This window comes from Nocardia sp. CA-136227 (assembly GCF_050955695.1).
Lineage (GTDB): Bacteria > Actinomycetota > Actinomycetes > Mycobacteriales > Mycobacteriaceae > Nocardia.
Genome location: NZ_CP192081.1, coordinates 6,115,079 through 6,141,612, shown reverse-complemented (window position 1 = coordinate 6,141,612; position 26,534 = coordinate 6,115,079). Strand labels below are relative to the sequence as shown.

Annotated in this window: 25 protein-coding genes; 11 read left to right on the top strand and 14 right to left on the bottom strand. The window is 67.5% G+C overall.

Annotated elements, in window-relative coordinates:
• Positions 1 to 4: 4 nt before the first annotated feature.
• The gene (locus tag ACQP06_RS28520) at positions 5 to 1,504 is read right to left on the bottom strand and encodes a UbiD family decarboxylase (RefSeq protein ID WP_433667702.1); all 1,500 of its coding nucleotides are present in this window, start codon (positions 1,502 to 1,504) and stop codon (positions 5 to 7) included.
• Between the two features lie 79 nt (positions 1,505 to 1,583).
• Here ACQP06_RS28520 and ACQP06_RS28515 point away from each other — a divergent pair, with 79 nt between their 5' ends.
• The 8 genes from ACQP06_RS28515 (at position 1,584) to ACQP06_RS28480 (ending at position 9,596) form a co-directional block, all read left to right on the top strand.
• Entirely contained in the window at positions 1,584 to 2,054 is a 471-nt protein-coding gene (locus ACQP06_RS28515) for a hypothetical protein (RefSeq protein WP_433667700.1), read from the top strand.
• Between the two features lie 68 nt (positions 2,055 to 2,122).
• Positions 2,123 to 2,773 carry a TetR/AcrR family transcriptional regulator gene (locus tag ACQP06_RS28510; RefSeq protein WP_433667698.1) on the top strand — a complete coding sequence of 217 codons (651 nt, stop codon included), beginning with the start codon at positions 2,123 to 2,125 and terminating at the stop codon, positions 2,771 to 2,773.
• Between the two features lie 207 nt (positions 2,774 to 2,980).
• Positions 2,981 to 4,378, top strand: a complete 1,398-nt coding sequence (locus ACQP06_RS28505) for a cytochrome P450 (RefSeq protein ID WP_433673447.1) — start codon at positions 2,981 to 2,983, stop codon at positions 4,376 to 4,378.
• Between the two features lie 121 nt (positions 4,379 to 4,499).
• Positions 4,500 to 6,065, top strand: coding sequence for an aldehyde dehydrogenase family protein (locus ACQP06_RS28500; RefSeq protein WP_433667696.1), 1,566 nt, complete (start codon positions 4,500 to 4,502; stop codon positions 6,063 to 6,065).
• A gap of 6 nt (positions 6,066 to 6,071) precedes the next feature.
• Entirely contained in the window at positions 6,072 to 6,911 is an 840-nt protein-coding gene (locus ACQP06_RS28495; RefSeq protein WP_433667695.1) for a short-chain dehydrogenase/reductase, read from the top strand.
• Positions 6,908 to 8,587, top strand: coding sequence for a zinc-binding dehydrogenase (locus ACQP06_RS28490; RefSeq protein ID WP_433667693.1), 1,680 nt, complete (start codon positions 6,908 to 6,910; stop codon positions 8,585 to 8,587). The genes ACQP06_RS28495 and ACQP06_RS28490 overlap by 4 nt, the downstream gene beginning before the upstream one ends.
• On the top strand, positions 8,584 to 9,144 hold the full coding sequence (locus tag ACQP06_RS28485; RefSeq protein WP_433667691.1) for a UbiX family flavin prenyltransferase: 561 nt from the start codon (positions 8,584 to 8,586) through the stop codon (positions 9,142 to 9,144). The genes ACQP06_RS28490 and ACQP06_RS28485 overlap by 4 nt, the downstream gene beginning before the upstream one ends.
• The gene (locus ACQP06_RS28480) at positions 9,141 to 9,596 is read left to right on the top strand and encodes a hypothetical protein (RefSeq protein ID WP_433667689.1); all 456 of its coding nucleotides are present in this window, start codon (positions 9,141 to 9,143) and stop codon (positions 9,594 to 9,596) included. The genes ACQP06_RS28485 and ACQP06_RS28480 overlap by 4 nt, the downstream gene beginning before the upstream one ends.
• A 17-nt stretch (positions 9,597 to 9,613) precedes the next feature.
• Here ACQP06_RS28480 and ACQP06_RS28475 read toward each other — a convergent pair whose 3' ends face one another.
• Positions 9,614 to 10,981, bottom strand: coding sequence for an FAD-dependent oxidoreductase (locus tag ACQP06_RS28475; protein ID WP_433667688.1), 1,368 nt, complete (start codon positions 10,979 to 10,981; stop codon positions 9,614 to 9,616).
• Entirely contained in the window at positions 10,978 to 11,238 is a 261-nt protein-coding gene (locus ACQP06_RS28470; protein ID WP_433667686.1) for a 4Fe-4S dicluster domain-containing protein, read from the bottom strand. The genes ACQP06_RS28475 and ACQP06_RS28470 overlap by 4 nt, the downstream gene beginning before the upstream one ends.
• 216 nt (positions 11,239 to 11,454) lie before the next feature.
• Here ACQP06_RS28470 and ACQP06_RS28465 point away from each other — a divergent pair, with 216 nt between their 5' ends.
• Together ACQP06_RS28465 and ACQP06_RS28460 are read left to right on the top strand one after the other, a co-directional pair.
• Positions 11,455 to 13,008, top strand: a complete 1,554-nt coding sequence (locus ACQP06_RS28465; RefSeq protein ID WP_433667684.1) for a succinic semialdehyde dehydrogenase — start codon at positions 11,455 to 11,457, stop codon at positions 13,006 to 13,008.
• Between the two features lies 1 nt (position 13,009).
• Positions 13,010 to 13,831, top strand: a complete 822-nt coding sequence (locus ACQP06_RS28460; RefSeq protein ID WP_433667682.1) for an SDR family NAD(P)-dependent oxidoreductase — start codon at positions 13,010 to 13,012, stop codon at positions 13,829 to 13,831.
• An 82-nt stretch (positions 13,832 to 13,913) separates the two neighbouring features.
• Here ACQP06_RS28460 and ACQP06_RS28455 read toward each other — a convergent pair whose 3' ends face one another.
• The 11 genes from ACQP06_RS28455 to ACQP06_RS28405 all read right to left on the bottom strand — a co-directional run bounded on the left by ACQP06_RS28455 (position 13,914) and on the right by ACQP06_RS28405 (position 25,326).
• Positions 13,914 to 15,692 (bottom strand): AMP-dependent synthetase/ligase, encoded by a 1,779-nt coding sequence (locus tag ACQP06_RS28455; RefSeq protein WP_433667681.1) that lies wholly within the window; start codon positions 15,690 to 15,692, stop codon positions 13,914 to 13,916.
• A 125-nt stretch (positions 15,693 to 15,817) separates the two neighbouring features.
• The gene (locus ACQP06_RS28450; RefSeq protein WP_433667680.1) at positions 15,818 to 16,432 is read right to left on the bottom strand and encodes a hypothetical protein; all 615 of its coding nucleotides are present in this window, start codon (positions 16,430 to 16,432) and stop codon (positions 15,818 to 15,820) included.
• A 51-nt stretch (positions 16,433 to 16,483) separates the two neighbouring features.
• Positions 16,484 to 17,464 (bottom strand): MlaD family protein, encoded by a 981-nt coding sequence (locus ACQP06_RS28445; protein ID WP_433667678.1) that lies wholly within the window; start codon positions 17,462 to 17,464, stop codon positions 16,484 to 16,486.
• Complete coding sequence (locus tag ACQP06_RS28440) at positions 17,461 to 18,513, bottom strand: MlaD family protein (RefSeq protein WP_433667676.1); 1,053 nt, start codon at positions 18,511 to 18,513, stop codon at positions 17,461 to 17,463. The genes ACQP06_RS28445 and ACQP06_RS28440 overlap by 4 nt, the downstream gene beginning before the upstream one ends.
• Positions 18,510 to 19,613 (bottom strand): MlaD family protein, encoded by a 1,104-nt coding sequence (locus ACQP06_RS28435; protein ID WP_433667674.1) that lies wholly within the window; start codon positions 19,611 to 19,613, stop codon positions 18,510 to 18,512. Before ACQP06_RS28435 ends, ACQP06_RS28440 begins: the two co-directional genes overlap by 4 nt.
• Positions 19,613 to 20,647, bottom strand: coding sequence for an MlaD family protein (locus ACQP06_RS28430; RefSeq protein WP_433667672.1), 1,035 nt, complete (start codon positions 20,645 to 20,647; stop codon positions 19,613 to 19,615). The genes ACQP06_RS28435 and ACQP06_RS28430 overlap by 1 nt, the downstream gene beginning before the upstream one ends.
• Positions 20,635 to 21,642, bottom strand: a complete 1,008-nt coding sequence (locus tag ACQP06_RS28425; protein WP_433667670.1) for an MlaD family protein — start codon at positions 21,640 to 21,642, stop codon at positions 20,635 to 20,637. Before ACQP06_RS28425 ends, ACQP06_RS28430 begins: the two co-directional genes overlap by 13 nt.
• Entirely contained in the window at positions 21,639 to 22,718 is a 1,080-nt protein-coding gene (locus ACQP06_RS28420; RefSeq protein WP_433667669.1) for an MlaD family protein, read from the bottom strand. The genes ACQP06_RS28425 and ACQP06_RS28420 overlap by 4 nt, the downstream gene beginning before the upstream one ends.
• 7 nt (positions 22,719 to 22,725) lie before the next feature.
• On the bottom strand, positions 22,726 to 23,589 hold the full coding sequence (locus tag ACQP06_RS28415; RefSeq protein ID WP_433673446.1) for an ABC transporter permease: 864 nt from the start codon (positions 23,587 to 23,589) through the stop codon (positions 22,726 to 22,728).
• On the bottom strand, positions 23,586 to 24,392 hold the full coding sequence (locus ACQP06_RS28410; protein WP_433673445.1) for an ABC transporter permease: 807 nt from the start codon (positions 24,390 to 24,392) through the stop codon (positions 23,586 to 23,588). The genes ACQP06_RS28415 and ACQP06_RS28410 overlap by 4 nt, the downstream gene beginning before the upstream one ends.
• Positions 24,393 to 24,732: 340 nt before the next feature.
• Complete coding sequence (locus ACQP06_RS28405; RefSeq protein WP_433667667.1) at positions 24,733 to 25,326, bottom strand: TetR/AcrR family transcriptional regulator; 594 nt, start codon at positions 25,324 to 25,326, stop codon at positions 24,733 to 24,735.
• 155 nt (positions 25,327 to 25,481) lie between these two features.
• Between ACQP06_RS28405 and ACQP06_RS28400 the strand changes: the two genes are divergently transcribed.
• On the top strand, positions 25,482 to 26,519 hold the full coding sequence (locus ACQP06_RS28400) for an LLM class flavin-dependent oxidoreductase (protein WP_433667665.1): 1,038 nt from the start codon (positions 25,482 to 25,484) through the stop codon (positions 26,517 to 26,519).
• Positions 26,520 to 26,534 lie beyond the last annotated feature (15 nt).

Below are 26,534 nucleotides of genomic sequence, written 5' to 3'. Positions count from 1 at the left end.
GTGGTCAGGGCCGCAGGTCGGGGAATCCGTCCGTGGCCCAATTGGCCAGCACCCGTTCCCGGATCTCTTCCGGCACATTGTGTTCGAAGCCGGTGCGCGCGGGCAGTTCCATCCCGGCGGGCGGCAGGCAGTTGTAGACGACGCGGGGATTCATCCAGCCCTGCGGGAAGTCGCCGATGGCCGGGAACATGTAGGGCATGATCGGCCAGTTCAGGACGCCCTCGATGAGGATCTGATTGGCGGGCCGGGTGTCGTAGCGGCCCTGCAGCGCCCAGATGACCTCGCCCAGATTCGAGGGATCGACATCGTCTTCCAGCACGATGATGGCGTTGAGCGGGGTGCCGTGCCCCCGGGTGCCGAGCACGGTCTCACCGATGCGCCGCGACAGCGCCCGGGCGTCGGGTTCGATGTCGCGCCAGTCGTCGGCGACGGTGACGACCAGCCAGCCGCAAGCGGATTCGAAGGGACACCAGGCGGTGGCGACGGGCAGACCCGCGGCCCGCAGGGTGACGACCATTTCGGCGGTCATGCCCGGGCCGACGACGGTGTGGGTCTCGTCGGCGGGCTCGCCCGAGGAGGAGTACGGGAAGATCGGATCGTCCCGGTAGGTGATGGCATCGACGAGGTACACCGGTTCGGGGGCCGGGGTGTCGGGGAAGAAGTATCCGCCGAAGTCGCCGTAGGGACCTTCGAGGGCGAGTTCGGTGATGGAGATCCGGCCCTCGATGACGATCTCGGCGGTCGCGGGCACCTCGAGGTCGTTCGTCTCACACTTGATCACCTCGACAGGCTCGCCGAAATAACCTCCGACATAGGCGACTTCGTCGAGATCACGGGGGAGCGGGCTGGAGCCGGCGAACATGGCCATGGGCTCCACGCCGAGCGCGATCGCGAAGGGCATGTCCTGGCCCAGCTCACGCCACTGCGCGAAGATCTGTCCGATGTGCTGGAACGGCATGACGGTTCCGGTCGCGCGGCGGGCGTCGAGCATCTGCACGCGGGCGATAGCCCAGTTGGTCCAGCGCCCGTCGGGGCTGCGCACGATGATGATGCCGAGGGTATTGAGATACCGGCCGCCATCACCGTCGTGCATGAACGGCGAGGGGAGCGCGTTCAGATCTGCGTCGTCGCCGAGCTTGATGTTCTGTTTGCAGGGGGCGGTGTCGACGAGCACCGGTGGGATGGGTTCGCGCTCGCGCGCGGCGACCAGCGTGTCGATGATGTCGCGGGCGCTCGCGTGCGGATCCAGGCCGAGGGTCAGGGCCAGCCTGGAGAGGTGCTGTCCCGGAATGCGGCTGGTGCCGACCACCCCGGTCAGGGCTCGGAAACCCGGCTCCGTGTCCTTGATGGAGTTGAGCAGGGCCGCGGGGGCGCCGGTTTCGTAGATGCGGCGGGAGATGGCGCCCATCTCGAGATTCCAGTCGATCTCGCGCTCGACCTCGACGAGCTCGCCGATCTCACGCAGCGCCTCGATGTACTCGCGCAGACTCGAAAAGCGTTTCATGCCAACTCCTGTTCGCCATAAAGTACACAGAGTATCGTACAATCTGTTCGATAAAGGAAGACATGAATAGGAGTTTCCCGTGCTGGTCAAGGACCGTCTGACGCTAGCCAACGCGCATTTCATCGCCGGTCGCACGCCGGCTCAACTGGCGAAGCTGGAGAGTGGTCCGCTCCGTCGGGCGGTGCTCGCGGCACTGCCGATCGCCATGCGCCTGTTGTTCGACGGCGCGGCCACGCGAGCGCTCGGCGGCGAACCGCTCGCGGGGACTCTCGAATTGAACATCTTGCGTCCCGGCGAACGCGGATCCGACCCCTTCGAAATCGTGATTCGCAACGGTCGTTGCAGGATTGCCCGCAAGGCCAGTGCGCGCGCGAGCTCGAGGGTGACCATCGGCTTGGCCGATATGGTGCGCATGGGCAGCGGAGCCGTCGATCCGGGCCGTTTCATCGCCGAGGGGATGACCTCCGGTCGTATCGTGATGACCGGTGACCCGTTCCTGTTCCTCGCGGTGCCGAACGTCTTCCGGATGGCGAATCGCAAGCTGATCTGAGGTGCATCCGCACGTGCTGTCGGACGGGTAGTTCGGCAGCCGCACGACCTGCCCGTTAGGATTTGGACATGGCGTCTGTAACCCGCAGCAAGACCACTCACCGCGATCGGCGGACCGCGACCGCGCGGCGCGTTCTGGACGCGACGGACGCATTGCTGCGTGGCGGTGAGCGATTCACCGAGATTCCGGTGGAACGACTGCTGGCCGAGGCCGATGTCTCACGCTCGACCTTCTATGTGCACTTCGCGGACAAATCGGTGCTGCTCATGCAGTTGGCCGAACAGGCGCTGGCCGATATTGCCACCGCGGCCGATGTGTGGTGGGCGCTGAATCATGTGGACAATCCAGAACCGGCCGCCAAGACCATTCGCGGCATGATCAAGGTGTATCGGCGGCACGCGCACATCATGCGGGCGATCACCGAGGTCTCGACCTACGACGATGGCATCAACAGCCTGCAGCGGCGCTGGATCGAGGAGTACACCGCGCTGTCGGTGGGTCGGATGGCGCAGGAGCAGGAGCAGGGGCTGATCGGGGCGGATGTCGATATCGAGTATGTGGCCGCGTTGATAATTCGCCTGATCAACAGTTCGATCATCGACCACATCGCCTACGGTTCGCCCCGGAATGACGCCCGCCTGGCCAATACGCTGGCCCGTGTGGGCTGGCTGTCCCGTTACGGCAGCGCCCCGGCGAGCGGGGCCGCCGGACAAGGCTGAACCGCCACTGCCGCACGGAGCTCGGGCTGTTTCGGGCATCGACGGCCGCGACTCGAATAGACCTATCGGGCCGCCGCGACCTCGGTCGTGGCGGCCCGAGGTCTTGACACCCGCGACCCCACGAATGCAAAATCGAACAGACTGTTCGACATAGTGGTGTGTCGACGCCGTATTTCGAAGGAGGCGGCGGTGAAGTCGCTACTCAAGATGCCCGAGGATCTCGAGCTGCCCGTACTGCGGTCGCAGCAGCCGGCCCCGCCGCCGCCCGGCAGTGAATTGCAGGCGATCGAGGGCGATCCGGGATTGCCGCTGGTGGCCGACACCTTCCGGTACTTCCGGGATCCGGCGGCATGGTGCCTGGAGCGGTACCACCGCTACGGCCCGGTGTCCTGGTTCGGTCTGATCGGCCTCACCGGCGTGACGGCCCTCGGCCCCGATGCCTGGGATGTGGTGCAGCGCAACAAGGATCGTGCCTTCGCCACCGGTCCCGGCTGGGGCAAGGTGATCGGCCCGTTCTTCACCCGCGGCCTGCTGCTGCTCGACTTCGACGAGCACCTCTTCCACAAGCGGGTGATGCAGGAAGCGTTCGGCCGTCCTCGCCTGATCAACTATCTGGACGAGATGAACCCGGCCATCGCGACCGCATTGGCGGGCTGGCGACCGGGGCAGGACTTCCCAGCCAGCCGCCGGCTCAAGCAGCTGACCCTGGATGTCGCGACCCGCGTCTTCATGGGTGAGGAATCGGGGCCCGAGGCCGACGAGTTGAACAACGCCTTCACCGACTGTGTGTACGCGGGCTCTTCGCTTGTTCGTTTCCGGCTGCCGGGTGGTCGCTATCGGCTGCTGGGCACCCGCTGGGCGCGTGGTCTGGACGGCCGCAAGGTGCTCGAGCGCTACATGTACGACCGGGTCGCGGCCAAACGCGCCGCCACCGGCAATGACCTGTTCACCGTGTTGGCCCACGCCCGCACCGAGAACGGTGACGAGTTCAGCGACGCCGACGTCGTCAACCACATGATCTTCCTGATGCTGGCCGCGCACGACACCGCCACCATCACCATGACCACCATGCTGTACCACCTGGCGAAGAGTCCCGAGTGGCAGCAGCGCTGCCGCGCGGAGTCGCTCGCTCTGGACAAGCCGTTCGTGGAATTCGACGATCTGGACAAGCTGCCCGCCCTGGATATGGTCATGCGCGAAGCGCTGCGTATGGTCGCGCCGATTCCGCACATGATGCGGTACACGGTTAAGGACACCGAGATCCTCGGGCGCTTCGTACCCAAGAACACCTATGTGCTGATCAATCCGCAGATGAGCCACCAGTTGCCCGAACTCTGGCCCGAGCCCGAGCGTTTCGACCCGGAGCGCTTCAGTGAGGGGCGCCGTGAGGACAAGGCGCACAAGAACGCCTGGGTGCCGTTCGGTTCGGGCGCGCACAAGTGCATCGGCATGTACTTCGCGGGCATGGAGATCAAGGCGACCTTGCATCAGATGCTGCGCCGCTTCGAATGGTCGGTCGAGCCCGGGTACGAGGTCCCGTGGGACCGCTGGAGCTTGCCGATGGCCAAGGATGGCATGCCGATCCACCTGCGCGAACTACCGTGACGTGCCCGGTGCGGCCGAATCGGGCGGCGCCGGAGACTGTTGACAACACCCGTCTATGCCGAACACTATGTTCGACAAATAGTTCATCAATTGCGCTTGTGCGCTCTACCGGAGGCTGGCGATGACGACCAAAACCTCTTCTCGAAATTCGGCGCCCGCACCGGTCCTCCAGGTGCGCCGCCCCGCGGACGGCACACTGCTCGCGGAACTGCCGGTGGCGACCACCGAGCAGGTGCACGCCCAGGCCGCGGCCCTGCGCGCCGCCCAGCCCGCTTGGGAGGAGCTCGGTGTCGCCGGGCGCACCCGGCACCTGCAGAACCTGCGAGACTGGTTGCTGGACAACCAGGAGCGCATGCTCGAGCTCATGCAGGCCGAGGCCGGCAAACCGCGCTCCGACGCCGCCACCGAGCTGGGCTGGATGGGTGACATCGTCAATACGATGGCGGCGGGCAGCCCGAAATGGCTGGCGGACACGAATGTTCGACCGCATCTGCCCCTGCTGGCGACGCGCCGTTTCACCGTGGTGCGGCGGCCGTACCCGCTGGTCGGGGTGATCGGCCCGTGGAACTTCCCGACCGTGCTGTGCGTCGGTGACGGCATTCCGGCACTGTTCGCGGGTGCGGCAGTACTGCTCAAGCCATCGGAGGTCACTCCGCTGGCCACCCGCGAAGTGGTGCGCGCCTGGCGTGAGGACATCGGTGCGCCGCCGGTGCTCGATATCGTGATCGGCGCGGGTGAGACGGGTGCGGCCCTGGTCGATGCCGTGGATCTGGTGCACTTCACCGGATCGGTGCGCACCGGCCAGTTGGTCGCCGAGCGGGCCGCCAAGACGGTGACGCCGGTGAGCCTGGAGCTCGGCGGCAAGGACCCCTTCGTGGTGCTGCGGGATTCGAATGTGTCACGGGCCGCCAATTGCGCGGTGTTCGCGGCTCTCGCCAACAACGGTCAGGTCTGCGTCTCCGCCGAGCGCGTCTATGTCGAAGCGCCGATCTACGACGAGTTCGTGGAGCGCGTGGTGGCGAATGTGAAGGCGCTGCGGAGCGGAACCGACGGCCCGCACGTCGGAGTCGAGCTCGGGGCCATGACCGCGGCGCCCCAGCTCGACATTGTGGAAGATCATGTGCGCGAAGCGATTTCGAAGGGCGCCCGTGCCCTGACCGGCGGCAACCGAGTGGATCGGTCCGGCAACTGGTTCGAGCCCACCGTCCTTGTCGATGTGGATCACACCATGAAGGTGATGGTGGAGGAGACCTTCGGACCGGTGCTGCCGATCATGAAGGTCGCCGATGCCGAGGAAGCCATCCGGTTGGCCAACGATTCCGAATTCGGGCTCTCCGCAACGGTATTCAGCGGCGATGTAGGGCGCGGTGAGCGGGTGGCCCGGCGAATCGAGGCCGGATCGGTCAACGTCAACGACTACAGCGCGACCACCACCTGCCTGGATGTGCCGATGGGCGGCTGGAAGAAGTCCGGCATCGGTTCGAGGTCCGGGGCCACGGCGGTCACGAAATTCACTCGTACCCAGTCGATCGCGGTCCCGCGGGTGCCGACCACCGACAGCGAGATGTGGTGGTTCCCCTATTCGTCGCGCAAACAGGGCTTCGTCGAATGGGGTCTGCGGTTCTTCAATGCCCGCGGTCTGCGCCGGATCGGCCTGGGACGCGATATGACGGTCGACGGGAAGTAGGGAATCGTGGAGTTGCGGGGCAAAGTCGCGCTGGTAACCGGTGGCGCGAGTGGAATCGGCTGGGCGACAGGACGATTGCTGTATCAGCGCGGTGCTCGCGTGGTGCTGGTCGATCTGAAGGAGTCCGAGGCGCAGGTCGCGGCCGAGCGCATCGGACCCGGGGTGCTCGGCATCGGCGCGGACGTCACAGATCTCGATGCCATGGTCGCGGCTGTCGATCTGGTCACCGAGCGGTTCGGTGGCCTGGACATCTGTATCGCCAATGCCGGCATCCCCACCCCGGTCGATTCGGTGAGCAGTATCGATCCCGCCGCTTTCGACCGGGTCATCAATGTGAACGTGCTGGGTGTGTGGCGGACGGTGCGCGCGGCCCTGCCGGTGGTGACGCGGCGACGCGGGCACCTGGTCGTGGTGTCGTCGGTGTACGCCTTCGCGCCCGGCATGCTGGCCGCCGGTTATGCGGCGAGCAAAGGTGCGGTCGAACAGTTCGGGCGCGCGCTGCGCATCGAGATGTCCGGCGCCGGGGTCGGGGTCAGCACCGCGCGCTTCGGATTCGTGCGCACCAAGTCCTTCGAGGACGTGCTCGCCGATCCGCTCGCCGTGCGCTTCGAGAATCTCATTCCGAAGTTCCTGCGCACCAGGCTGACTCCCGATGACGCGGCAGCCGCCATCGTTCGCGGTATCGAGAAGGGCCGGGCGAATGTGTTCGCCCCGACGTGGTGGACGGCGATCTCGGCGCTGCGCGGCATCATCAATCCCCTGCTGGACTACGCGTTCGCGCGCGACGGTCGCATACACGCGTTGATGCGCGACGTCGACGCGGCCGCGAAATCGAGGCAGTCGTGAGCCTGTACGACCGGTTCGAATCCCTCATCGATCCGCGGCACCGGACCACTCTCGAAGAGTTGAGTGACCTGTTCGACGCCGCGGAGAGCATCGGCGAGGAATTCATGCTGGGGGAGTGGGACGGCGCCCATTTCGGTCTGGGGCATCCCATCGAGCAGCAGCTCGATGCCATGCTCTGGGCGGGCAAGTCGTTCAAAGACGCGGACACGGTGTCGCCCATCGTGTGCTTCGATCCCGCCGGGAAGCGCTTTCCCAACCCGATTTTCGGGGGAGCGACGCTGCGCCGGGTGGTCTATCGCGGTGCGGCGACGGCGACGATGATCTACGACGAGCGTCCGATGTTCGACCACTTCCGGCGAATCGACGGCGATACCGTCATCGGCGCGATGGTGGCCAAGGGCCGGAGCCGGCCCGGCTACTTCTACCTGACGAGAACCCCTGCCGCCGAACAGGACACTGCGGGCGGCGATCAGGAGGCCGCGGCAGCGAAGACGGCGGCGAGTCCGTCGCCGGCGACCGCCGAGCTCCACACCAGACCGCGATTCCAACGCCAGCGACCCGAGTTGCTCACCCGGGCAGCGCTGATCCGCACGCCGGGCGGGCCCTTCTCGATCGAGGACGTCGAACTCGAAGCTCCGCGTCCCGACGAGGTGGTGGTCCGCATGGCGGCCTCCGGGCTGTGCCACACCGACCTGACCGTGGCCGGGATGCACGTCGCCGGGCAGCCGCCGATCGTGCTGGGTCACGAGGGCGCGGGGACCGTCGCGGCGATCGGCGGCGAGGTGCGCGGGCTCGCCGTCGGCGACCGGGTGGTCATGAGTTACGCCTGGTGCGGACGGTGCCGGAATTGCGAGCGCAAGCGGATGGCCTACTGCACCGAAGCCGGTGCGCTGAATCTGATGGGCGTGCGGGCCGACGGCAGTACCGGTATGCGTGCCGTCGACGGTGACGTGCGGGGCCGGTTCTGTGGTCAGTCGGCTCTCTCCGGTTACGCTCTGGCCCTGGCGCACACGGTGGTGCCGGTCGACAACGATGTGCCGTTCGAGGTGCTGGCGCCGCTGGGCTGCGGCGTACTGACCGGGGCCGGAACCGTATTGAACTCGTTGCGCCCCGAACCCGGTTCGGCGCTCGCGGTTTTCGGTGCGGGCTCGGTGGGGCTGTCGGCGGTGCTGGCCGCCCGGGTGGCGGGCTGCACGGACATCGTGGCCGTGGATCCGCTGCCGGCGCGCCGCGAGCTCGCCCTGTCGCTCGGCGCGACAGCGGCTTTCGATCCCGCCGAGGCCAAGGACGCGATCCGTTCGAGCCTGGGCGGCATCGACTACGCCATCGACTGCGTGGGCGATCCCGGTGTGATCCGCACTGCTCTGGGCGTGCTGCGGAGTCCGGGCATGTGCGCCACCGTGGGTGTGCGCGGCCGCGCGAATCCGCTCGAAATCGACCAGACCAAACTGGTTGGCAAGGGCCAGACCATTCGCGGCGTGGTCGAAGGCGATGCGGAGCCCGCGACCTTCATACCGTTGCTGATCGAGCTGTACCGGGCCGGACGATTCCCGCTCGACCGCATGATCACGACCTTCCCCTTCGACAAGATTCACGACGCCGTCGCCGCGACCCAGGACGGCACCGCCGTCAAAGCGGTGCTCACCTTCGGCGACCATTCCGGGAGGCAATCATGACCCGCAGACTGATCGTCGGCGTATCCGGTTCGAGCGCACCGCAATTGGGCTACGCCCTGTTGCGGGCGCTGCACGGGCGCGAGGACGTCGAGACGCATCTGGTGCTGACTCGGGGCGCGGAACTGAGCATCAAGCTCGAAATGGGCATGTCGCCCGGCGAATTCGAAGCCCTGGCTGATGTCGTGCACGACCCGGCCAATCTGGGCGCGTCGATCTCCTCGGGGTCGTTCCGCACCTGCGGCATGGTCGTCATGCCCTGCTCCATGAAGACCTTGGGCACCATCGCCGCGGGCACCAGCGCCGACCTGGTCGGGCGGGCCGCCGATGTGTGCCTGAAGGAGCGCCGCCGCCTGGTGCTGGTCACCCGGGAGACGCCGCTCAACCTCATCCACATTCGGAATATGGAGACCGTCACCCTGGCCGGTGCGACGGTGCTGCCGCCGGTCCCGGCGTTCTATCACAAGCCGCGCACCATCGAGGATCTGCTGAACCAGACGGTCGGAAAGGTGCTGGACCAGTTCGAGATCGAGCATTCGCTGTTCGAGCGCTGGTCGTGAAGGTTCCCGACGAGGTTCGCGCGCTGCTCGCCGGGCGGCCGGAGGCCGGCGCGTGGGATCCGATCTTTCCGTTGCTCACGGTGGATGCGGCGGGCTTCCCGCACGTCTGCCTGCTGGGGCGCGCCGAGCTGGCCGTAGACGCCGAGCGCGTGTTCGCCGTACTGGCGAGCGCGACGACCATTGCGAACCTGCGCCGTACCGGACGGGCGACGCTGCTGGTCATCGGCAGCTCGACCGGATTGTACTGCAAGATGAGCCTCGCAGGTGCGCCACTGGAACGGGACGGGCTCATCGGATTCGAATTCACCACGGCGGAGGTCAAATACGACAGCGCCGGAGTGGATCTGCTCTGCGCGCGATTCCGGGTGGACGCCGGCCTGATGGCCTCCGAGCGGTGGCAGGACTCGGCCGCGCTGCTCGCCGAACTCGCCGGGCGGGCCGCCGACGGGTGAGTCGGCGGCCCTGACGGTCAGCGTCCGGCCGCGATGGCCAGTTGGGCGTCCGGGTCGGTGAGCTTCACCCGGGGTCGCTGCCATTCGGCTCCGGCCGCCACTTCGTGCCGGTCGATGCGGTTCCAGCCCCGCCAGTCGACGACCTCGGGGCAGCGTTCCCGAACCACGCGCGCCGCAGCCGCCGCCGAGAGCGTGGTGTCGCCGCGCAACAGGCCGTTCTCGTGATCGGCGCGCAGCGCGCGCACGGTATCGCGGGCGCACTTCTTGTTGGTGCCGATGATGCCCCGAGGTCCCCGCTTGATCCATCCGGTCACGTACATCCCCGGGATAGGTGTATCGGAATCGGTCACGCGGCCTTCGATATTCGGGATCACGCCGGTGTGCTCGTCGAACGGCAGACCGGGTACGGGAGTGCCCCGATAACCGATCGCGCGCAGCACCAGCCCGGCGTCGATGGTCTCCTCGACGCCGGTGGGTTCGATGCCGCCGCCGTTCCATCGATTGTTCGCCACGCGCAGTCCGCTGACCCGCTCGTCCCCCTGGACGGCGACGGGGGTGCCCAGGAAGCGCAGCACCAGCTTGCGGTCGGCGGTCCCTTCGGGCCGCTCTGCATAGCCGCGCAACAGCGTCGATCGGCGCTCGGAATCGCTGTAATCCACCGTGTCGGAGCCATACTCGACGACCACGTCCACGCCGGCGAGCTCGCCCAGCTCGGACAGCTCCGGGGCGTGGAAGGCGGCGTGCCGGTAGCCTCGCCGTCCGAGCACGACCACCTCGCGAACCTTGCTGTCGCGCAGCGTCTCGAGCGCGTGATCGGCGATATCGGTATGGGCGAGCACTTCGACCGGCGTGAGCAGCACCCGTGCGATATCCAGTGCCACATTGCCGTTGCCGACGATGACGGCGCGCGGCTGCGACAGATCCACGTCGAGGAAGCGGTGATCGGGATGTCCGCTGTACCAGGACACGAATTCCCGCGCCGAGTGCGACCCGGGTAGCTCCTCGCCTGGAATACCGAGCCGCACATCATCGCCGGTCGCGCCGACGGCGAAGATCACCGCGTCGTACCATTGCCCCAGCTCGGCGACGGAAATATCCACGCCCACCGTGACCTTGCCGAAGAAGCGGAATCCGGGACGCGCGCCGATCTCCTCGAAGACTCGCTGTACCTGCTTCTTGTCCGGATGGTCCGGGGCGACGCCGTGGCGTACCAGCCCCCAGGGCGTTGCCAGCCGGTCGAACATATCGACCTCGACCGGACCGGTGGACAGCCGCATGGTGCGGCCGCGCAGGTAGGTGCCGGCCGGACCCTCCAGCAGGTGTCCGGCCGCGTACATACCCGCCGGCCCCGCGCCGACCACGGCGACCCGAAGCGGGCGGCTCATCGGGTCGCCTGGAAGTAGTCGGCGTTGACGGCTTCGTAGTCGCGCCAGACCTCGGGCAGGTGGAAGGCGTCGTGCACCGCGCTCACCGGGCACACGGTGACACAGGCATCGCATTCGATGCAGCTGGTCGGGTCGATGTAGAGCTGTTCGGTGCTGTTGAAATCGGGGTCGTCGGGGCGCGGCCGAATGCAGTCGATAGGGCACGCTTCCACGCAGGAGTAGTCGGCGACGCAGGGGGCCGCGATCACGTAGGCCATCGGGAACCTCGCAGGGGGATCGGGGGCGCGGATGGCCCGGGACAGGGGGCGCGGCGCTGTCGGAGTACCGCCGTCAATATCGAACAATATGTTCGACAGAGTGATTGATCAAGACCCCGCTCAGCTGGTAATCTGGTCCGCGCCGATCCGCCGCTGCCCGGCGGCGGATCGGTAGTCCGCAGTCCGCGGCACCGTGAGCGAACAGAAGGTGCGACGATGCCCCTCCCGTCGAGAACGACATTCGACCGACTCCGAACCCTGGTGGCCATCGACGACCCCGACACTCGGTCGGAGCGGGTGATCCCGGAGGTGTTCACCGGTCGCGAGCTGGCCACCATCCCGGTTGGCACCGCCGCCGACGTGACCGCGGCGATCGCGAAAGCCCGCCGTGCCCAGCGCGAGTGGGCCCAGCGGCCGCTCCGGCAGCGGGCGGCCGTCCTGTCGAAATTCCGGTCCCTGGTGTTCGAGTATCGGGACGAGATCCTGGACATGCTGCAGGCCGAGTGCGGCAAATCCCGGGCCTCGGCGCAGGAGGAATTGCTCGACCTGGCCTTCAACGCGCACTACTACGCCAAATACGGACCAGCCCTGCTCGCGCCCAAACGGGTGCCCGCGCCGCTGCCGGGCATCATCAAGACCAAGGTCCACTACCAGCCCAAGGGCGTCGTCGGCATTATCGCGCCCTGGAATTTCCCCATCGCGCTGTCGATCTCCGACGCGATGCCCGCATTGCTCGCCGGCAACGGCGTCGTCATCAAGCCCGACAGCCAGACTCCCTACAGCACGCTGGCCGCGGTCGAGCTCCTGTACCGGGCCGGTATTCCGTGCGACCTGCTCGCCGTGGTGCCCGGTCCCGGCGGGACCGTCGGCTCGGCCCTGGTCGACGCGTGCGACTACCTCATGTTCACCGGTTCCTCGGCCACCGGGCGGCTGCTGGCCGAGCAATGCGCCCGCCGATTGATCGGCTGCTCGGCCGAACTCGGCGGCAAGAATCCCATGATCGTCACCGCCGGGGCCGATCCGCACGTCGTCGCCAAGGCCGCGCTGCGCGCCTGCTTCGGCAATGCCGGACAGCTGTGCATGGCCATCGAGCGCATCTACGTGGAGGAACCCCTCGCGGCGGAGTTCGTGGAGATTCTCGGTCGCTACACCCGGGACATGGTGCTGGACACCAACTACGACTTCTCCGTGGATATGGGCTCACTCATGTCGGAAGACCAGCTGAAGACCGTTTCACGGCACGTCGAGGACGCGAAGGCGAAGGGGGCCACCGTGATCGCGGGAGGCCGGGCCAGGCCCGATATCGGACCGCTGTTCTACGAGCCGACCGTGCTGACCGGTGTCACCGACGACATGGAGTGCGCACGAGCGGAAACCTTCGGCCCGGTGGTGTCGGTGTATTCGGTCCGGGATGTAGCCGAGGCCGTGGCGCGCGCCAATGACAGCGAATACGGCCTCAATGCCAGCGTCTGGGCCGAATCCCCGGCCGCGGGCGAGGCGATCGCCGCGCAGATCCGCTGCGGCACGGTCAATGTGGGTGAGGGCTATGGGCCTGCCTTCGCGACGATCGCCGCACCCATGGGCGGTATGGGGGCCTCGGGAGTCGGCCGCCGTCACGGATCCGAGGGCTTGCTGAAATATACGGAGCCGCAAGCCGTCGCGACCTCGCGCACGGTGATCGCCGACGCCAAGTTCGGAGTGTCCGAAGAACTCTGGCGGCGCACCCTCGTGCCGTTGATCCAGTTCGTCCAGAAGATTCCGGGGTTCTGACATGACGGTAGTAGCGATCACCGGCGGCGGCCGTGGCATCGGCCGCGCCATCGCCCGCCGCCTGGCGGCCGACGGCATGCGAGTCGCGATCGGTGACATCGACACCGCGGCAGCGGAATCGGCGGCCGCGGAACTCCCGGGCGCGATCGGTCTGTCCTTGGACGTTTCCGACGCGGCGAGCTTCACCGCCTTCGTGGAGCGTGTCGAGAGCGCACTCGGGCCGATCGGCATCCTTGTCAACAATGCCGGGATCATGCCGATTGGCGAATTCCTCTCGCACGATGCGGAATTGGCGCGGCGGGCGGTGAACATCAACGTGCACGGCCCGCTCAACGGCATGCGCGCGGTGCTCCCCGGGATGCGGGAACGTGGTCGTGGGCACATCGTGAACGTGGCCTCCACCGCCGGATCGCGCGGCATTCCCGGCGGCGCGATCTACTCCGCCACCAAGTTCGCGGTGGTGGGCATGAGCGATGCCATCCGGCAGGAGTACGCCGCTGCGGGTATCGCCGTGTCCACCGTCCTGCCCTCCTTCACCAATACCGAACTAATTTCTGGGACAACAGGTTTGCGTGGAGTGCCGACCGTCGAACCGGATGATGTCGCGGCGGCGGTGGTGCGTGCCATCGCTCGCCGCCGGGCGATGATATTCGTGCCCGGATTCCTGAAGGGCCTGGTGCGGCTGCAAGCGCTGCTGCCGGTGCGGGCCGGAGATCTGGCCGCCCGATTGATCGGCGCGGATCGCGTGTTTCTGAATATCGATCAGGGACAACGGGCCGGCTACGACGCGCGGATCACGGGCGAGCACGGCGGGAAAAGCTGACCCAACTCGCACCCTATGAACAAGGGCCGCAGGCGATTCGAAGATCGCCTGCGGCCCCTCTGCTCGTAACCAGGACGTCCGCTCAGGAATACATGGCTTCGATAGCCGTCGCATAGCGTTCGCTGATGGGCTTGCGCCGCAATTTCATCGTGGGGGTCAGCTCCGCGCTGCCGGGTTCCCAGAAGTCCGCCACGATGGTGAACTTCTTGATCTGTTCCACCCGGGACAGTTCGGCATTGGCCCGTTCGACGGCCTGTTCCACCAGGGTACGCACCCGGGAATCCTTGGCCAGGACGGCCGGATCGGCTGCCAGGCCGTGCTTTTCGGCGAAGGCGGCGGCGGAGTCGGGATCGAGGCTGATCAGCGCGACATTGTACTTGCGATCGTCGCCGATGGCGACGGCCTGGCCGATCAGCGGTGCGTGCGCCTTGATCCGGTTCTCGATATTGGAGGGCGACATGTTCTTGCCGCCGGCATTGATGATCAACTCCTTCTTGCGATCGACGATGCGCAGGTAGCCGTCGGCGTCGAGTTCGCCGATATCGCCGGTGTGCACCCAGCCCTCGGCATCGATGGTCTCGGCGGTCTGCTCCGGCTTGTTCAGGTAGCCCTTCATCACGATGGGTCCGCTGACCAGCACCTCGCCATCCGCGGCGATCCGCAACCTCGACCCCGGCACGATGGTGCCGACGGTGCCGAGCCGGACCCGGCCCGGCGGGCTCATGGTCGCCATGCCCGACAGCTCCGACATGCCCCAGGCGTCGCAGACCGGGATGCCCAGGCCGTTGAAGAAGCGCAGCACATCCGCCGAGATCGGCGCGGCGCCGGACAGCGCCAGCTTGATATCGTTCAGGCCCAGCGCATTACGCAGCTTCGACAGCACCAGCGCGTCGGCGATCCGGGCTTGCAGCTCCAGGTCCCAGGACACCGGCCGGCCGCTCAATCGCCGGTTCGAGGCCCGTTGACCCGTGCCGATCGCCCACCGGGCAAGCACGGCCCGCACCCCGGTCGCCTCGTCCACTCGCTGATCGACGGCCGCCTTCAATTTCTGCCACACCTGCGGCACTGCGCCGAGCACGGTCGGGCCGACCTCCACCAGCGCGGCGGCGAAATCCTTGCGGTCGGCCACGGTGGTGACCTGATTGCCGAGCACGGACAGGGTGTAGAGCGCCGACCACCGGTCCGCGACATGGGCCGACGGCAGGAACGAGATCACCCGCTCGTCCGGTCCGGCCTGCGCCATCTGTTCGGTGCCGTCCACCATGGCGAGCATGTTGGCGTGGGTGAGCTGCACGCCCTTCGGATCGCCCGTCGTTCCCGAGGTGTAGATGAGGGTGAGCACGTCGTCGGGTCGCACGGCCCGCCAGGTGCTTTCGAATTCGAAGTCTGCTGGCGCCACCGTCGCGGCGAGATCGGCGAGCGTGGGCAGGTCACCGGCATCACCGTCGGTGCGGATCACGTGCCGTACCGAGGTGCCCGCCGTGGCGGCGTTGATCTGCGCTGTGTAGTTCTCGTCGCACACCACCATCCGGGCCTCGGAATCGGTGAGCAGATAGCGGATCTGTTCCGGGGCGGAGGTGTTGTAGATGGAGAACGGGGTGGCCCCGAGGTGTTGGAGTGCGACATCGACGGGATAGAACTCGGGCCGATTGGCCATCATGAGCGCGACGGTGTCGCCGCGCCGCACGCCCAGCGCCGAGAATCCGGCGGCGAGCCGCCGCACCTGCTCGCCCCACTCCCGGAAGGTCAGCGTCGTAGCGCCGCCGACGGAGCGCACCGCGATCTTGTCCGGGTTTCGCTGAATGGTCGCCTGAAACGCCTCGCACAGGGTGGAGGAGCGGGACGCATAGGTCTCCGGCATGGACTGAACTCCTTCGTTCGCTCTCGGCGGCGAGCTGTCGCGCGCCCACCACCTCTCGAATTATATGTCGAACATTGTGTTCGATTACAAGAGGTGGATCGGCATGGAAAGGTGGCCCACTCGGGTCATTTGGTCGCGATCGCCCCGTCGATGCCGCCGCCCACGGCGGTGATCTTCCAACCGGACTTCTCGTCGATGGTCACCCGGTAGGTGACCGTGGTGCTGCCGCCCTGCGGGGTCTGGACGCTGGTCGAGCTCACATTCAGGAAGGCGTCGACCTGGTAGATGCCGTTGTCCACCGAGGTGACCGCGGCGCGGAGCGGGGCGGCCTTGGACGACCACTGCAACGGGAGCAAGATTTGCTCCAACTGCGGTGCGGTGGAGTCGAATTTGGTGGCCAGGTCGGCGGCCGTGCCGGCTTTGAGGCGGTCGAACCAGGACTTGGTGTCGCGGTAGTCGATGGTGGACGCGCCGACGGCGTAGTCCATGGCCACCTGTTCGGCATGCTTACCGGCCGTGGCGGCGGCATCGCGATCGCGGAGTTCGCCGCGATCGGACAGCCACAGCGCTCCGAAGGTGATCGACGTCGCGGTCAGCGCCGCGGCCAGTGCCGCGGTGAGCACCGTGGACGAGCGCACAGATATCTGCCGCCCGCGCCGGGCCGGTGCTGGGCCGGCTGCTTCGGCCGGTGGTTCGGCAGGCGCGGTGGCCCTCGATGCGGTGTCCTCGGTGGTGGTCATGTCGGCTCCAATTTCCTTGCGGGGCTGCGGCTCTATGTCCTTCTTGGTGGGTTACTTCAGATCGACGCGCAGGTGGATCGCACCTTCCGCGCCGACCGAATTCACTGCCTGGGAGATCAGCGCGCCGATATCCAGGCGGCCGAGCACCGGTGTGGCCTCGGCGGTGAGCGGTGCGAGAATCGGGGCCAACTCGGCCATGTCGGGGCCGAGCCGGGTCATCAGGTCGGCCAGCCGGTTCAGGACCGGCACGACTCCATCGCCGTTCAGGTAGTCGTGCGGGGCGTCGCCGACCTCGAAAAGTGTTGACGCGTCGTTGATCAGCTGGTCGATGCGGGTGCCGAACTGGCTCCAGTACGGACCCGAGGTGGCCAGCGTGGGACCGGTCCAGTCCATGTCCGCGCCCATGGTCTGCAGGTCGGTCAGCAGCTGCCGGAAGGTATCGGTGCGGCTGAGAATGGTGGCCGCCAGCAGGGTGGTGGCGCGCTGCAAGCGCGGCATCTGCGCCTCGGTGCCCCGCAGGGCGCGATCCAGGGTGGCCGTCAGCGAACTGATGCGCGCCGGATCCAGCTGTGCGACGAATTCGACTGCGCGCACCGACAATTCGGGGATCAGCACCGGCGCTGCCAGCTTCCGCGTATCGAGCACCTGACCGTCGCTCAGGTAGGGGCCCCGATCGTCGGTCGGCCGGAATTCGATGTAGGGCTCGCCGAGCGCGGACAGATTCTCGATGCGAATGTCGCTGGCGGCCGGGATCCGGTGATCGCCGGAGATCCGCAGCTCGATGCGCACGCCATCGGCCTCCCTGCTCACCTCGGTGACCCGTCCGACGCGAATTCCGGTGAGCAGCACCGGGGTTCCCGGATTCACGCCCCCGGAACCGTGGACCAGCAGCCGCGCGGTGGTGTAGTGGGCGAAAGGCTCGGCGCGCAGCACCCCGAAGGTCAGATACGCGATGCCGAGCACCAGCACCGCCAGCAGCGCGCCCAGCGAAGCGATCGACGCGGGCTTTATGCGTCCGGTCGCGCGGCTCATCGCACGGCTCCGATCATGCGCAGGGTCCCGATGACACGATCGGTCCGGTCGGCGGGCGAACCGGCTTCCGTTACCGAGACTCCGGTGAGATTCACCTTCGGCCCGTGTTCGGCGAAGGGAATGAGTTTGTTCTGAACGAGATCCACCAGCATCTTCAGATTCGACGGTTCATCGAGATTCAACGGCCGCTGACCGAACAGCATCGGCACATACGCCCGCGCCGCCGCATCGGTCGCCGCAACCAGCGGCGCGAGCCAGACCGCGCTGTGCGCGACCGGCGCCATATTGGTGAAGATGAACAACACCCCGATCACCGACTGGGTCGCCGCCACCACGTGGGCGGTGCCGTCATCGGTGAGCATGCGCTGCAGGGTCGGCAGATAGTCCCCGACGCTGGTCTCGACCGCGTTCAGCCCGTTCAAGAGCTGATCGAGGGTGCCCAGATCGCCGGCCACGTCGGTGAGATCCGCGCCCAGTACGCCGAAGATGCGCGCGGTCTCGCGCGGATCGGGCGGCAACGCGGAGTTGATCTGCCGCATGGTGTTCTGAATGGAGGAGACCGCGCCGCTGCCCAACGCGGTGGCCAGCCCCGCCATGGTGTCTTCCACCTGCACCGCCTGCTGGGTGTGGGCCAGCGGGATGGTGGCATCGGGGGCCAGCGGCGCGGCCGTGCTGCCCGGCGTCGAGACCAGCGCGATGTGCACATCGCCGAGCGGGGTGGCCTGGCGCAGTTCGGCGGTGAGATCGCCGGGCAGGCGCACCGCGGCCCGCACCTCGACATCGGCGACGACATAGCCACGCGCGGAAGGGTTCTCGTCGACGATGTGCAGACCGGTGAGATTGCCGACCGGCACGCCGTCGGCGATCACCTTCGCGCCCGGCGGCAGATTCAGCGCGTTCGCGAATTGGATGTGCAGGGCGTACGAGGCCCCGGATACGCCGGTGCCGGGTACCGGGACGGTGGCCGGATCGAAACCGCAGCCGCCTGCGGCCAACACGGCGACGGTCAGCGTGGCGATCGCTCCGCGACGCACTGAAAGGCGTGTCATCGTGCTCCCACCGATCCGAGAACTAGTTGGGCCAGTGGCAGATTCACCAGGCCGGAGCCGGCGTCGGTGCAGGCACCGGCGGTCACCACATTGATCGCCGCGCACACCTGCTGGGCGTCGGGCGTGCGCACCGCTATCCGGGGCGGCGCGTAGGCCAGCGTCACCGCTCTGGTCTCCGGATCGACGGAGTTGGTGAACGCCGAGGTCAAGGCGGGCGTCATGGCGAGCAGCCCACGCAGGCTGTCCACTCCGGCCCGTAGCAACTGCGGCAGGTTCTGCACCGACTCCAGGCTGTGCAGCAGCGGTCCGCCGAACATGACGGTGAGGTCGTTGAGCGCGGGCAGGACGTCGGCCATCTTCTGCAGGAAGGTCAGCACGGGCGGCACGGCCAGATTGTTGACGTCGTCGAGCGCTTGGGTCAGCCGCAACAGCATGTCCTTGACATCGGCCCAATTTGTCGCGGCGCTGTGCGAGAGCGAGCTCAGCGCGTCGAGCAGCCCGCCGATGTGGCCGATGGCGGCATCGGGGGCGTTCAATGCGGTGCCGAGCTGACCGATGATGGCGTTGATCTGCGCACCGGTATCGGCGGACAGGTGATCCAGTGCGGCCACACCGTTTTCGATCATCTTCGGATGCGCCGGATCCGACGCCCCGTTCAGTTCGTCGGCGAGCTTCGACAATGCGGCAAAGGTCTGACTGAGGCTCTTCGGGGTGAGCGTCTTGGTGAGGCACTTGCTCGAATCCCACCCCGCCCCCGCCGGTTCCGCGCCGATGACGGCGAGCTTGCGATCGGCGACCAGGGCGTCGGCGAGCGTGGTGGCCCCGGCGTCGAGTGCGAGCTTGCGATTCGCGGGGAGCTCGAAACGCACCCGCGCGGTCGCGCCGTTGTTGTCGATGCCGGTCACCCGGCCCACCCGCACACCCATGACGGTGACCTCACTGCCCTCGTAAAGTCCGATGGCATCCGGCATTTCGGCGCAGTAGGACCGCATCTTCGGGGTGGGGTGCAGCAGCTGATAGCCCAGCGCCGACGCCGCCAGCAGGGTCGCGATGAGGCCGAAGGAGAGGAATCCGCGGGAAGCGAACAGTCTGGTGAGCATCAGCAACCCCTGCCCGGTATCGGAATGCACAGTGCCGGTGCGGAAATGGTTGTCGCGGACTGGTCGGCCGACAGTCCCTGCACGGTGGCCAGTGGCAGCAGCCGAGAGCCGAAGGCACGGATGGATTCGAGCAGGTCGCCCAGCTTCGCGCCCAGTTCACCGAGCCGTGCCGCGGCGTCGGCGACCGGCGCGGCGAGCGGTTTCAGTTCGGCGGTCCACAGTCTGGCGATCGGAGCGGCCTGCGACACCACGGCGGCCAGATCGTTCAGCGAGGCGCCGACGGCGACCTTGTTATCCGCCACCAGTGTCTCCAGCAGCCGGAACTTCGTGATCAAGCGACCCAGGACCGCCTTGTTGGCAGCCAGCGCGGAAAGGTATTCGTCGGCGACGCCGAGGGCGCGGGACACATCGGAGTTCTGCTTGTTCAGCATTCCGACAATGCTGTCCACGGCGGTGAGCATGCGGCGGAAGCCGTCCGGGCTGCCGTCCACGGCGGTGGTGAGCGCGCCGAAATTGCGGCGCAAGGTGTCGCCGTCGATCTGATCGACGGGGGTGACGGCGTCCTGGAACAGGCGGGTCAGACTGTAGGGGAGCACCACCCGGTCGGCCGGGATCGGACGTGTCCCCAGCGGTTGGGTTCCGGCGGGCAGCAGCGCCAGATAGTGCCCGCCGACAATGGTCAGCATCCGGACATCGAGGGTCGTCTCCTGGCCGACGAACACGTCCTTGTCGACCGTGAAAGTCATGCGCACCCGGTTGGATTCGAGATCCAGCGACCGCACCTCGCCGACCGTGATGCCGGCGGTGCGCACCTCGTCGCCGACCCGCAGCGCGGCGGCGTCGCCGAGGTAGGCGGTGTAGGTGCTGACCCCGGTGCGCACCAGCGACAGCACCGCGATGCCGGTCGCCGCCACCAGAACGGCGACGAGCGTGACTATGCCCCAGCGCAATTCGATCCGCCGCTGCTGCCGCTCGTTCGGCGGCGGCTTGCGGCCCACGCGGAACAGTGGTTTCGGGAGGGTCAGTTGTTGCACAGAGCGATCCTTTGTCCGCTGATCAGGACCTGGAGCGGCGCGGGGGCCGGGGCGGCGCCGTGGCCGCAGGCCCGGTTCACCTCGGACCCGCTCGCCGGGATGAGCGCCGACAGTGATTGCAGCAGTCCGGGCAGCCGGCCGAGCACGTCGAGAGCCTGCCCGGTATCCGGGAAGGCGTTCTTCACCAGACGATTCAGATCGGCGTTCGGATCCCCGGTGAGGCCGACGGTACGCAGCAGGCTCCGAGCGGGGACCAGCACCGGGGGGATGGTGAGACTGAAGTCGATCAGGCCGCCCACCCGCTCCTGCAGCGTCGCGAACAGATCGGTGAGCCGCGACAGCATGGTCATGGCGTTGCCGGAACTGCCGCCGATCCGCTCGGCGATGACGGCCAGATTCCGCACCAGCAGGGAGATGACCGCCTGCCGGTCGGTGGTGTACCGCGACAGCGTCTCGATGGCCCCCAGCGCCGGACCCAGCCCGGTGCCATTGCCTTCGATGACCCCGAGCATGCCGGTCGCGAACTGATTCAGATCGGCCGGGCTCAGCTCGGCCAGCACCGGCTGCAAACCGTTGAACAGCGTGGTGACGTCGAAGGCGGGGACGGTGTGCTCCACCCCGATGATGCGGGCCGGGTCGACGCGCTGTCCGGGTTGTTCGGCCTGCTGTATGTCGAGATACCGTGCGCCGGTGAGGCTCTGATATCGAATGGCCAGTGTGGTGTTGCCGTAGATGGTGCGATCGCGGTCGAGGGTGAAGACGACCTTGGCCTTCGTGCCGTCCAGGGCCAGCGAGCTGACCTTGCCCACCCGGACGCCGAAGAGGCGCACATCGTTTCCCGCACGCAGGCCGTTCGCGTCGGTGAAAACCGCGGAGTAGGTGGTGGTGCCGCCCGCGACCGGACGGTCGAGTGCTTGGAGGACGCCGTACAGCAGCAACCCCATGGCAGCGGTGCAGGCGGCGAGCCGCAACAGCAGGGACGGAACGGATTTCATCGGGCACCTCCAGGCAGCTGCGGCACCGACGCCGCCGTCGGCGGGGCGAGCGCCGCCACCAGCGGAATCGCCAGGCCGGGTACGCCGCGCAGGTCCACCGCCAGATTCAGAACCGGTCCGCCCGGCGTATCGGGCAGGGCAGCGCGTAATCGCTGTAGCAGCAGCGTGAGATCCGCACCTGCCGCGGCCGGATCGGGGACGGTCGCGGCCAAGCCGCTCAGGATCGGGGTGAGCGCGGCCGTGAGCCCGGAATAGTGCGCGTCACCCGCGTTCAGCACCCGGACCAGGGCCCCCAGCAGGTCGTCCTTGATCATGTTCACATTGGCGTCGAACTTCGCGATCTTGCCGTCCTGACCCAGATATTGATTGGAGAAAGCGCCATTGAGCACGTCCAGCAGTCCTGTCAGCGTGGGCGGTAGTCCGGCCAGCGCGCTGCCGTACCGGTTCAGCAGTAGCGAGGGCGGCAGTTGCTGGGTGTCGGCGACCGACTGGACCATCGAGACGATCGCCTGGAACAGCGGTGCGAAGGCGCGGGTGTCGTCGGAGATCTGCCGCAGCACCGAGATCAGTTGCGGCGTCAGCACTTCACCGGTCAGCTGTCCCAGCGAGCGCAACAGCGTGGACAGGGTGGCGTCGTTGGTGCGCGCGCCATTGTCACCGGTCAGATCGACCTGGGCGACCTCGCGCAGCGGCCGTCCGCCCGCGCCCGGGTGCAGCTCGATCTCGCTGATGCCGAACAGGTTGCCCGGCGCGTAGTCCAGACTCAGTGCGTCGGTGAGCCCGCGCAGCTGGGATTCGCTGAGCCGCAGCGTGATGCGCTGCCGGCCGAGTCCGTCTTGGGCGAGCGCCCTGACCTCGCCGACCTGCACGCCGTCGGCTCGCACCGGACTGCCCGGCTCGATGCCGGTGCCGACCCGCGCGGTGACCAGGTCGACGGTGACGGTGCCGGGATCGGCGCGTTTCGGCACCGCCTGCCAGCCGATCAGCACGGTGGCGGCCAGGGCGGCCGCGAGCAGACCGGAACGGCGGGCCCGGCCGGGAGTCGTGGTGACTCCGGGTAATCCGTATGCGGGCATCAGTCGCTCACCCCGAGAATGTGACGGGGGAGGTGAATCCCCACAGGACGATGGTCATGAGCATGTCGAGGGTGATGATGGCGACCAGGCTGGCCCGAATCGCGCGCCCGGAGGCGATGCCCACCCCCTCGGGCCCGCCGACGGCGAAAAACCCTTGGTAGCAATGGATCAGGATGACCGCGACGGCGAACACCGCCACCTTGATCACCGCCGCCACCACATCCCAGCTCAGCACGAAGGTGGTGAAGTAGTGCTGGTAGACGCCGGGGGACTCGCCGTGGAAGGTGGTGACCACCAGCGCCGCCGACACGTAACTCACGATGAGCGCGATCAGGAAGGTCGGCACGATCGAGGCGATGGCCGCGATCACCCGTGTGGTCACAACGAACGGAATCGACCGGATGCCGAGCGATTCGATCGCGTCGATCTCCTCGGATATGCGCATGGAGCCGATCTCGGCGGTCATCCGGCAGCCCGCCTGCGCGGCGAAACCCACCCCCGCCGCGATCGGTGCGAGTTCGCGGGTATTGGCGAACGCCGACACCAGACCCGAGATCTGGCCCAGCGCAACGGTATCGAGTGCGCTGTAGGCCTCGATTCCCAGCGATGCGCCGACGGCAGCGCCCATCACCACCATGACCGCGGCGGTGCCGCCGCCCACGATGACCGAGCCGCGACCCCACGTCATGTCCGTGATCGTGCGCATCACCTGCGCGCGATAGTGACTCAGCGTCAACGGGATCGCCGACAGCACCTGCCAGGTGAAGCCGAGCATGAAACCCAGGGTCTCGAGCGGAGCCCACAGGGGTACCCGGCTCAGCACGCGGCGAGTCGGCCGCAGCAGCGGCGGAGTGTAGGTGGCGGCCATCAGGCCACCCGGGTCGGAAAGAACATGGTGACCACCTGCGTGATGGCGGTGTTGACCACGGCGATCGAGACCACCGACAGGATCACGGCGGCGTTCACCCCGTCCGCCACCCCGCGCGGCCCGCCCCTCGCCTCCAGCCCGCGCTGGCAGGCGATGACCACGACCAGATATCCGAAGATCACCGATTTGATCAGCGACACCCACACGTCCACCGGAGTCGCGAACGCGCCGAACGATTCCCAATAACTGCCGGGCGTCACCCCCAGCGCGGCAATGGCGACGATGTAGCCCGCGACCATGCCGACGACCAGGATCAGAATATTGAGCAGTGGCGCGACGAACAGCATCGCCACCATCCGGGGCGCGACCAGGCGTTGCACCGGATCGATGCCCATCACCCGCATGGCGTCGACCTCTTCACGAATCGTGCGCGCGCCCAGATCCGCCGCGATGGCCGCCGCACCCGCGCCGCCCAGCAGCAGCCCGGTGGCCAGCGGCGCGCCCTGTTTGATCACACCGAGGCCCCCGGCCGCGCCGATCAGCGAATTCGCTCCCAGCTGATGCACCACATTGCCGACCTGCGCGGACACGATGACCCCGAACGGGACGGCCATCAGCACCCCCGGAAGCGCCGACACGGTGATCAGAAACCAGGCCTGCTGCATCGCTTCTCGCCACTGGAACCGCAGACGCGCCAGATCCTCGGCGACCACCCGCGTCGCCACGAATCCCGAGCGCGCGGCCCGGCCCAGCGTGCCCAGGCTGGACAGCACGGTGTCGGCGGCGTTCTCGCGCAGCGCCCGCAGCGGAGCCGATCCGATGCGGGCCGATCCTGCCTGACGGCGCGCCGGTTCCCTGACTACGGACACGCACACCTCCTCGTATTCGCCATGCGGTGGCCCGCCCCCCTGATCGCGGAGTGCGGATGCCCGGCAGCTGCGCACCGGTGCTGACCGGTGCGAACGGGGGTGCCGCTCGCCACACTCAAAATCGAACGTGGTGTTCGATACATTATTCGGAAGAAGTGTGGTGTCTGCGCGGCTACGTGTCAATAGCGCGAAGAAACTGAATGTCGAACAAACTGTTCGATAGGCGAAGCAATTTCCTCGCCGGTGTAATCGGTGGAAGGACCGGTAAACCGGTCCTTCACTCCACTTCGAGGATTTGCCTGCTGAGACCGGTGACGGTGAGATCGACCAGCGCGTCGTAGTCGATGTCGTGCACCCACCCGTGCACGGTGAGATCGGCCAGGCCCATCAGTCCGGCCCACACCGCGGGAATGATCTCCGGCTCGGCGCGCAGCCGCCGCCCCGATGCCGCGGCGGCTTCGGCGAGTGCCTCGCGCAGCGCGGCGAACTGCGCTCTCGCGATCCGCAACAGCTGATCGTGTGGTTCATGGGGATTCTCGGTACGTTCCACCCGCCAGACCGCCGCCATCCGCCCGGCTCGCCGCCACTGCCGGTTCGTGTGGGGCACCAGGTCCCGCAGCAGCCCGTCCACGCCGCCCGTGCGCGGCGCGTCCCGCAGGAACTCCGTCAGCTCACGCTGTTCGTTCTGCATCAGCGCGTCGAACACCGCGTGCTTGTCGGCGAAGTAGTGGTACATCAGGCCGACGCTCATGCCGACCTCGGTCGCGAGCCGCCGGATGGACAGGCCCGCGTAGCCGTGCTGCTCGAGCAGGCTCGCGGCCGCCTCGAGGATCTGGGTCCTGCGCATCTCGACGACATCGGAATCGGTCACCCACTCAGCGTAACTCACCGTTGAACACTGTTCAAAGGTTGTGCTACGGTCGGCTCGCCTCGATCGGAGAACCCTCGAACGGGGGTCGAATACGGCCCTCACCTGCGACGATCGCAACCGCGGGCGCTGGTGAGCGGAAAGAACGGAAAATAGACATGGTTGAAGCACAACTGCGGTTCACCTTCGCGCTCCCGGACCCGCAGCCCACCGCCCAGGCGGAGATCTTCCGGACCGCGCTCGAGATGGCCCGCTGGGGCGACAGCCACGGGATCAACGCCATCAGCCTCGACGAGCACCACGCCAGCGGGTTCGGCTGGAGCGCCAACCCGATCCTCGAGGCCGGCATGATCATGGCCGCCACCGAGCGGATCCGCGTCATCATCTCCGCCGCCCTCGGCCCGCTCTACGATCCGGTCCGCCTCGCCGAGGACATCGCCGTCGTCGACCAGGTCGGCGGCGGCCGGATGACGGTCATCCTCGGACTCGGCTACCGGCCGATCGAATACGCCGCGCTGGGCAAGGACTTTCGCCGCCGCGGGCGACTGATGGACGAACTGCTCGACACCCTGCTCACCGCGTGGCGCGGCGACCCCGTCGAACGCGGCGGCGAGCGCGTCGAGATCACCCCGCGCCCGATCAGCCCGCCGGAACGCCTGATCATGGTCGGCGGTTCGGCCGAGGCGACCGCCCGGCGCGCGGTCCGCTTCGGCCTGCCCCTGCAGCTCTCCGACTACCTGCCCGACCTGATGGCGTACTACCGGAACCTGTGCGCCGAGGCCGGGATCAAGCCCCGGGTGCACATGGTGGCCGAACACCGGCCCGGCATGGTCTTCGTGCACGAGGACCCGGACAAGGCCTGGGCCGAGCTGGGCGAGCACATCATGTGGGAGGCCGTCGAATACGGCGCGTGGGCCGCCCCCGACATGCGATCGGTCATGCACGTGCGCGGGGTCACCGGCATCGAGGAAGTGAAGGCCTCGGGCCGCTACCGGGTGGTGACCCCGGACCAGCTGATCGACGAACTCGTCACGGGCGGCCCGCGAGCGGCGGTGACCCTGCACCCCCTGATCGGCGGCATGCCCCTCGACGAAGCCTGGAAGAGCGTGCACCTGCTGACCGACAACGTGCTGCCGGAGGTTCGCCGACGACTCGAATCCGCCACCACCGCAAACGAATCCACCAGCTCGAAATAGGAAGTCGTGGCGGGC